Annotated in this window: 6 protein-coding genes and 1 pseudogene; 2 read left to right on the top strand and 5 right to left on the bottom strand. The window is 71.4% G+C overall.

Annotated features, from left to right (window positions below; all coding sequences use genetic code 11):
* Positions 1-892: pseudogene (locus tag AC3WLB_RS19820) on the top strand (hypothetical protein); the annotation flags it as partial.
* A gap of 152 nt (positions 893-1,044) precedes the next feature.
* On the opposite strand, the gene AC3WLB_RS19815 reads toward AC3WLB_RS19820, so the two are convergent.
* Positions 1,045-2,370, bottom strand: coding sequence for an APC family permease (locus AC3WLB_RS19815; RefSeq protein ID WP_492508937.1), 1,326 nt, complete (start codon positions 2,368-2,370; stop codon positions 1,045-1,047).
* Between the two features lie 57 nt (positions 2,371-2,427).
* On the opposite strand from AC3WLB_RS19815, the gene AC3WLB_RS19810 reads away from it, so the two are divergent.
* A complete protein-coding gene (locus AC3WLB_RS19810) occupies positions 2,428-3,846 on the top strand; it encodes a DUF2252 domain-containing protein (protein WP_492508935.1) in 1,419 nt (472 codons plus the stop codon).
* Here AC3WLB_RS19810 and AC3WLB_RS19805 read toward each other — a convergent pair.
* From AC3WLB_RS19805 to AC3WLB_RS19790, 4 genes are read right to left on the bottom strand one after another with little or no spacing between them, the layout of a single operon-like run.
* Positions 3,824-5,161 (bottom strand): SGNH/GDSL hydrolase family protein, encoded by a 1,338-nt coding sequence (locus AC3WLB_RS19805; RefSeq protein ID WP_492508933.1) that lies wholly within the window; start codon positions 5,159-5,161, stop codon positions 3,824-3,826. The two genes, AC3WLB_RS19810 and AC3WLB_RS19805, sit on opposite strands and share 23 nt — an antisense overlap.
* A 41-nt stretch (positions 5,162-5,202) precedes the next feature.
* The gene (locus AC3WLB_RS19800) at positions 5,203-6,090 is read right to left on the bottom strand and encodes a prenyltransferase (protein ID WP_492508931.1); all 888 of its coding nucleotides are present in this window, start codon (positions 6,088-6,090) and stop codon (positions 5,203-5,205) included.
* Positions 6,087-6,449, bottom strand: a complete 363-nt coding sequence (locus tag AC3WLB_RS19795) for a lycopene cyclase domain-containing protein (RefSeq protein ID WP_492508929.1) — start codon at positions 6,447-6,449, stop codon at positions 6,087-6,089. Before AC3WLB_RS19795 ends, AC3WLB_RS19800 begins: the two co-directional genes overlap by 4 nt.
* Positions 6,446-6,778 carry a lycopene cyclase domain-containing protein gene (locus tag AC3WLB_RS19790; RefSeq protein ID WP_492508927.1) on the bottom strand — a complete coding sequence of 111 codons (333 nt, stop codon included), beginning with the start codon at positions 6,776-6,778 and terminating at the stop codon, positions 6,446-6,448. The genes AC3WLB_RS19795 and AC3WLB_RS19790 overlap by 4 nt, the downstream gene beginning before the upstream one ends.
* Positions 6,779-6,785 lie beyond the last annotated feature (7 nt).

The following is a 6,785-nucleotide window of genomic DNA, read 5'->3' as shown; positions in this document are numbered from 1 at the left end:
CTCCGACGTCACCACCACCGGCAGCAACACCGCCGGCTCGGGCGACGGCGCCACCACCACCGGCGAGGACGGCATCGTGGGCGGCAACCAGGTCGCACCCGACATCACCGCACCCATCACCGCCGGCGGGAACGGCATCGCCATCATCGGCGACGCCAGCAGCACCGACTCCGACGTCACCACCACCGGCAGCAACACCGCCGGCTCGGGCGACGGCGCCACCACCACCGGCGAGGACGGCATCGCCGGCGGCAACCAGGTGCTGCCGGTCGTGGGCATCCCGGTGACCGTCGGCGGCAACGCCATCGCGGGCGTCGGCGACGCCTCGTCGTCCGGCTCGGAGGTCGTGGGGGGCAGCGGCAGTGGCTCCGGCGACCCCGTCACCAGCGGTGACGGGGGACTGCTCGGCGGCAACCAGATCGTGCCGGGCATCGAACTGCCCGTGACGATCGGCGGCAACGCGGCCTGCGTCGTCGGTGACTGCACGACGGGCGGATCGACGGTCACCGTGCCGGGCGATCCGACCGACCCGACCGACCCCACCGACCCCACCGACCCCACCGATCCGACCGATCCCACGGGCCCGACGGACCCGACCGATCCGACGGACCCCACCGGGCCGACCGACCCGACCGATCCCACCGACCCCGGCACGCCGACCACCCCGGTCGACCCGGGCGCCCCGAGCGACCCCGGCGCCGGCACCTCGGTGCCCGCCGGCTACTCGAGCGGACCGGTCGCTGCCGGGTCGGGAAGCGCATCCGGTGGCCTGGCGCTGACGGGTGGCAACCCGCTGCCGCTCATGGGCGGGATCGCCCTGCTGCTCCTCGCGGGTCTCGGACTGCTCGCGTTCACGCGCCGCTCGACGCGTGGCGGGGAGGTCAACCGCTGATCACCGCGCATTGAGCACCATGAGCGGGGCGTCGCCGTGCGACGGCGCCCCGCTCGACCCTGCGCGGATGCGCCTGACGGCGCGTAACTACGCAAATGAAGAGCACCGACGCCGTATATGGGGTCGGTCGCTCTCATATGCGTAGTTACCGGTCACGCCGGGCGGCTGCCGCGGGCACGCATGGCGAGGCGCAGCGCGAAGCCCGCGGCCAGCACGAGCACGCCGACGACGATCGCGAGCGGAGGCAGCGTGACCACCAGCACGAGGCATCCGACGGCGCCGAGCACCGTCAGCCACCGCCAATACCGCCGCTGCTCGCGCGGCTGGGTGAACGCCGAGGCGTTGGCCACGAAGTAGTAGAGGAGCACACCGAACGACGAGAAGCCGATGGCACCCCGCAGGTCGACCGTGAGCACCAGCAGCACCACGACCGCACCGAGCACAAGCTCTGCCCGTCTCGGAACGGCGTACCGCGGATGCACGGCAGCGAGCCACCGGGGCAGGTCGCCCTCGCGGGCCATGGCGAGGGTGGTGCGCCCGATCCCCGCGATGAGGGCGAGGAGCGCGCCGAGCGACGCCAGGGCCGCCCCGACCGTGACGACCGGCGCCGCCCAGGCCCAGCCGTTGGCGCGCACAGCCGCGGTGAGCGGATCGGGTGTCGCGGCGACGCCCGCCGGGCCGAGCGCACCGAGCGTGACCACCGCGATCGCAGCGTAGACCACGACCGCCACGACGAACGCGATCGTGATCGCCCGCGGGATGGTGCGCGCGGGATCGCGCACCTCCTCCCCCATCGTCGCGATGCGCGCGTACCCGGCGAAGGCGAAGAACAACAGGCCCGCCGCTTGGAGCACCCCGTAGGCGCCGAGCTCCGCCCCGGTGCCCCCGCCGAGCATCCCGAATCCGGCGAGCCCGCCGCCGCCGGCCCCGCTCGCGCCTGCTCCCCCGACCCCCGCCGCAACCCCGGAGGCCACGACCACCGCGAGAATCGCCAGCACCACCACCACGATCGCCCGCGCGAGCCGTGCCGTGCGCGTGACGCCGAACGAGTTCACGGTGACCAGCGCCACCACGGCGAGCGCCGCGACCGGCCGTGCCCACGCAGCCGGAACCGCGTAGGCGGCGAAGGTCAGAGCCATGGCCGCGCAACTGGCGGTCTTGCCGATCACGAAGCTCCAGCCGGCGGCGAAACCCCACCAGGGGCCGAGCCGCTCGCGTCCGTAGACGTAGGTGCCGCCCGCCGCCGGGTAGACGGCGGCGAGTTGCGCCGACGAGGTGGCGTTGCAGAACGCGACGACGGCGGCGATGAGCAGGCCGATCAGCAGTCCTGCGCCCGCCGCCGCAGCGGCCGGACTGAAGGCCGAGAAGATGCCGGCCCCGATCATGGCGCCGAGCCCGATGAACACGGCATCGCCGAGACCGAGCCGGCGCGCGAGCGGCGCAGCGGCAGGAGGAACAGCGGATGCACGACCGGACACGCCCGCACTGTACCGCTCTCGGGTGAACTGCCGGTGCCGAAGCACTAGCGTTGCGGCATGAGCACCCTGGTCAGTCGCCGGCAGCACGCCCGGGATCGGCACCTCTCCCTCGATGAAGCCCTGGCGGCCGGTCGTGCCTTGCGGGAAAGCGTGCCGCGCTCAGCACACCGCGAGCTCAATGCCGACGGCCCCCGCGAGAACGCTGCGCACCCCGCTCTCCCCACTCGCGACCCGCTGGGCATCCTCGCCGCCCAGAACGCCACCCGGCTCCCGCAGCTCGTTCCGCTACGCATGGAGCGGATGCTCGAGAGCCCGTTCACCTTCTTCCGCGGCACGGCCGGCATCATGGCCGCCGACCTCGCGGCCGGCCCGAGCACCGGCGTCGAGGTCGTCAGCTGCGGCGACGCCCACATCAGCAACTTCGGGCTCTTCGCGTCACCGCAGCGCTCGCTCGTGTTCGATCTCAACGACTTCGACGAGGCAGGCGTCTCGCCGTGGGAGTGGGATGTCAAGCGCCTCGTCACGAGCGTGGTCGTGGGCGGCCGCGATGCCGGCCACAGCCGGAAGCAGGTGCGCCGCGCCGCGCTGGCCAGCGCATCCGCTTACCGCTACGGGCTCCGCGAGATGATGCGCATCGATGCCCTGGAGCGCTACTACACCCGCATCGACACCGACGAGCTGCACCCTGAGCTCGACTCCGCCGCGCAGAAGGTGCTCGACAAGGCGACCCGTCAGGCGCGCCGGCGCACCTCGCGCGCCTACCTCGAGAAGATCACCGTGCGCGACGACGACGGCACCCTGCTCATCGTCGAAGACCCGCCCGTGCTCACGCACGTGCCTGAGATCACCGAGGAGCTGATCGAGGAGCTGTTCGAGCAGTACCGCGGCACCGTTCCGGCAGACATCGCGCTGCTGCTCTCGCACTTCACCCTCGACGACCTCGCCATGCGGGTGGTGGGGGTGGGCAGTGTTGGCACGCGCTGTTACATCCTCATCCTGTCCGGGCCCGCCGGCGAACCGCTCATCCTGCAGGTGAAGGAGGCGCAACCGTCGGTGCTGCGCACCTTCGGCGGGGTGACGACGGCCTCCGACGACCGCTCCGACGGGCAGCGGGTGGTCGACAACCAGCGCATCCTGCAGGCCGTCTCCGACTCGTTCCTCGGGCATCTGCAGGGCCCTGCCGGTCGCGACTACTACGTGCGGCAGTTCCGCGACATGAAGGGGTCGATCGACGCCTCGACGCTGGCGCCGAAGGAGTTCCGCACCTATGTGGCGGGCTGCGGCACCGTGCTCGCCCGGGCACACGCGCAGAGCCGTGAGGCGCCGCTCATCGCGGGGTACCTGGGCACCTCGTCGGAGTTCGATCACGCCGTGATGGAGTGGTCGTTCGCCTACGCCGACCAGTCGCTCGCCGACTACGAGGCGTTGCAGGATGCTGTCGCCCGCGGCGAGTTCACCACGTCGGCGCCGGAATGAGCCCGGCGATCAGCGAGTGCCCGCGCGCCGTGAAGTGGATGCCGTCGGCGTTCACGTCGGGCCGCAGCACCGACGGGTCGACCGGATCGCGCAGCGTGTAGTCGGCGTCGAGCACGCGGTCGACGCCGTACGGGGAGAGCGAGAGCCACGAGTTCCACTCGAGCCGGGTCTGCTCTGCGGCGCCGCTGAGACCGCGCGGCGGTTCGGTGAACGCGTAGACGACCGCATCCGGCCACAGGGCGTGCACCTTCGTCACCACCGCACCCCAGTCGCGCTGGATGTCGGCGAGCGGCCGACCGTGGGCGATGTCGTTCGAGGCGGTCCACACCGTCACGATGTCGGGGTCGAGTTCGCCGAACTCGTCCCACTTCGCCGCGTTCGGCCCGAACACGGTCGTCTCGGCGCCGGGTGAGGCGAACGAGACCGCGGCGGCGTCGTTGCTGAGTGCCCACTGCTGCGACCAGGCGGTCTGCTCGCCGCGGGTGGGGAAGGTGGCGGTGTTGTTGCTGCCGGGCGCATTGAGCGAGTGCCCGATCGAGACCAGCAGAGGGGCGTCGCCGGTGTAGCGGTACTCGATCCAGACGTCGAAGTAGGAGAGGTAGCCGAGCGTGCCCTGCACCCCGTCGGCATTGGCACGCGAGGATGCCGTGTCGCTGGCGAGCCACGACAGCCCCGGGTTCGTGGCCAGCACCGCCCCGGCCGGGGCCGTCCAGCCGAGCGACAGGAGGTAACTCGTATGTGCCTCGAGCTCCACCTGCCCCGGCTCGATCCAGTCGCTCACGAAGCCGTCGGTGGAGAGGTTGGCCGTGCCGGCGACCCCTACGGGCGTGCCGGCGAACACCCCGGTCTGGCCGGTCTCGCCGCCGGCCTCCTGTTCGCCGAGGTAGACGCCCGTGATGGTCACGGGCGTCGGGAAGGTCTCTTCCGAGTTGAACTGCCAGTTGCGGATGTGCACCCGGAACTCGGTGGCCGCAACCCCGAGTTCGAACGGCAGCCGCATGCTCGCGTCCATCGGCGCATCCGGGCTGGGTGCGGCGTGGTCGAGGGTGTGGCCGAAGCTGAGCGCGGCCGAGGTGGTCGGTTCGCCGAGCTGGCGGGCGAGCAGGCGCGCCGCGGCCGGGCCACCACCGGCCTGCCCTTCCGGCTGACCGCCGCCGGGCACGCCCTCGCTGACGGATGCCGCCTGCCCGCTCTCGGTCGACAGCGCCCATACCGACACGCTCGCCGCCACCACCGTGATCGCAGCGCACGCGGCGGCCGCGGCCAGCAGCAGACGCGCACGACTCTCACGCGGCAGGCGGCGGGGCCGATTCATCCCCCGATTCTAAGCAGACGCGGATGCCCGCCGGCGCGCCTTCAGCCCACCCCGCCGATGGTGCCCACGGTGGGGTGGAGGACCCAGGTCCAGATGAGGAGGAGGGTGACGAGGAAGCCGGTCAGGAAGTTGAGGAGCAGGAAGCGGCGCCAACCGGCGTTCGCGCGCTCCGCATCCGTGTCGGCGAGGGACCAGAAGGGCAGCACGCTGACGGCGTAGGGCAGGGCGAGGATCGCCGCCAGGGGGCCCGGCCAGTCGGAGAGCAGGAGGAGCGCGCCGGCGACGAGGTAGGCCACGAAGGCGATGCGCACCGTCGCTGCCGCGCCGATCACCGTGGCGATGGAGCCGATGCCGCCCTCCCGGTCGGCCACGATGTCTTGCACCGCCCCGAACGCGTGGCTCGCGACGCCCCAGAGGAAGTACGCCCCGAGTACCGCCCAGAGCGACGGGGTGAAGACCGCACCGGCGAGCACGAGGCCGTAGACCGCGGGGCTGACGAAGTGGGTGCTCGAGGTGAGCGAGTCGAGGAAGGGGCGCTCCTTGAACCGCAGCCCCGGCGCGCTGTAGGCGATCAAGGCGAACACGCTCACCGCCAGCACCAGCCAGGACAGCGGCGACCCCACCACGACGAGGAACACCAGGAACGGCACATTCGTGATCACGACCGCCCAGAGCGTGACGCGGTGCAGCGAGCGGTCGAGCACCGCCCCCTCAACGCCGCCCTTGCGCGGGTTGCGGAGGTCGGATTCGTAGTCGAACACGTCGTTGATGCCATACATCGCGAGGTTGTACGGCACGAGGAAGTAGAGCGTGCCCAGCACGAAGACGAGATCGATCTCGCGCGTGGTGAGGAGGTAGCCGGCCGCGAACGGAAACGCCGTGTTCACCCAGCTCAGTGGGCGCGAGGAGAGCAGCAACTGGCGGATCATCGGGTCTCCTCCTCTCCCGCGCTGCGGGCCGTATGCGGGCGATCGAGCAGCAGCCACAGGCTCGGTAGCAGCACGACGGCGGCGATGGCGTAGGCGAAGTCTTCGAGCGGTGCGATGCCGACGAAGGCGCCGCTGATGCGATCCGCGTCGTAGCCCACCAATCCAACGGCGATCATGACGTTGTCGAACACCGCCGTGAGTACCAGCAGGAGCGCCAGGGTCACACCGAAAGCGCCGATCAGGCCCCGGTTCGCGCGCCCACTCCCCCGCCGTCGGCGCAGCCGCACCACGATCAGCGCCGTGACCCCAACGGCGGCGACGACCGCGAGGAAGACGGCGTTCAACGCCCAGTAGGTCATGCGCCGCTCCCCGCGCCCCGGCGCATCAGCAACATATGCACTCCGCGGAATACGTTCATCGTGAGGTAGCAGAGCAGGGTCAGGAAGAAGACCTCCTCGAGCGGCAGTTCGGGTGCGATGAGGATGCCCGTCATGAACTGCGTCTCGCCCCGGAAGAAGATGCCGAGGCCGATGCCGAACAGGTCCCAGACGAGGAAGAAGGCCACTCCGGCGGCGAGCACGACCGCGGCCCGCGCCGGCCGATCGAAGAAGAACAGCCGGAACCGGCGGTCGAGCACCACCATCCCGGCGAGCGAGACGGCGAGCGCAAGGAGGTAGAGGATGCCCATGAGCCGC

The organism is Herbiconiux sp. FW305-C-125, from assembly GCF_058783455.1.
This window is presented reverse-complemented; position numbering and strand designations above follow the sequence as displayed.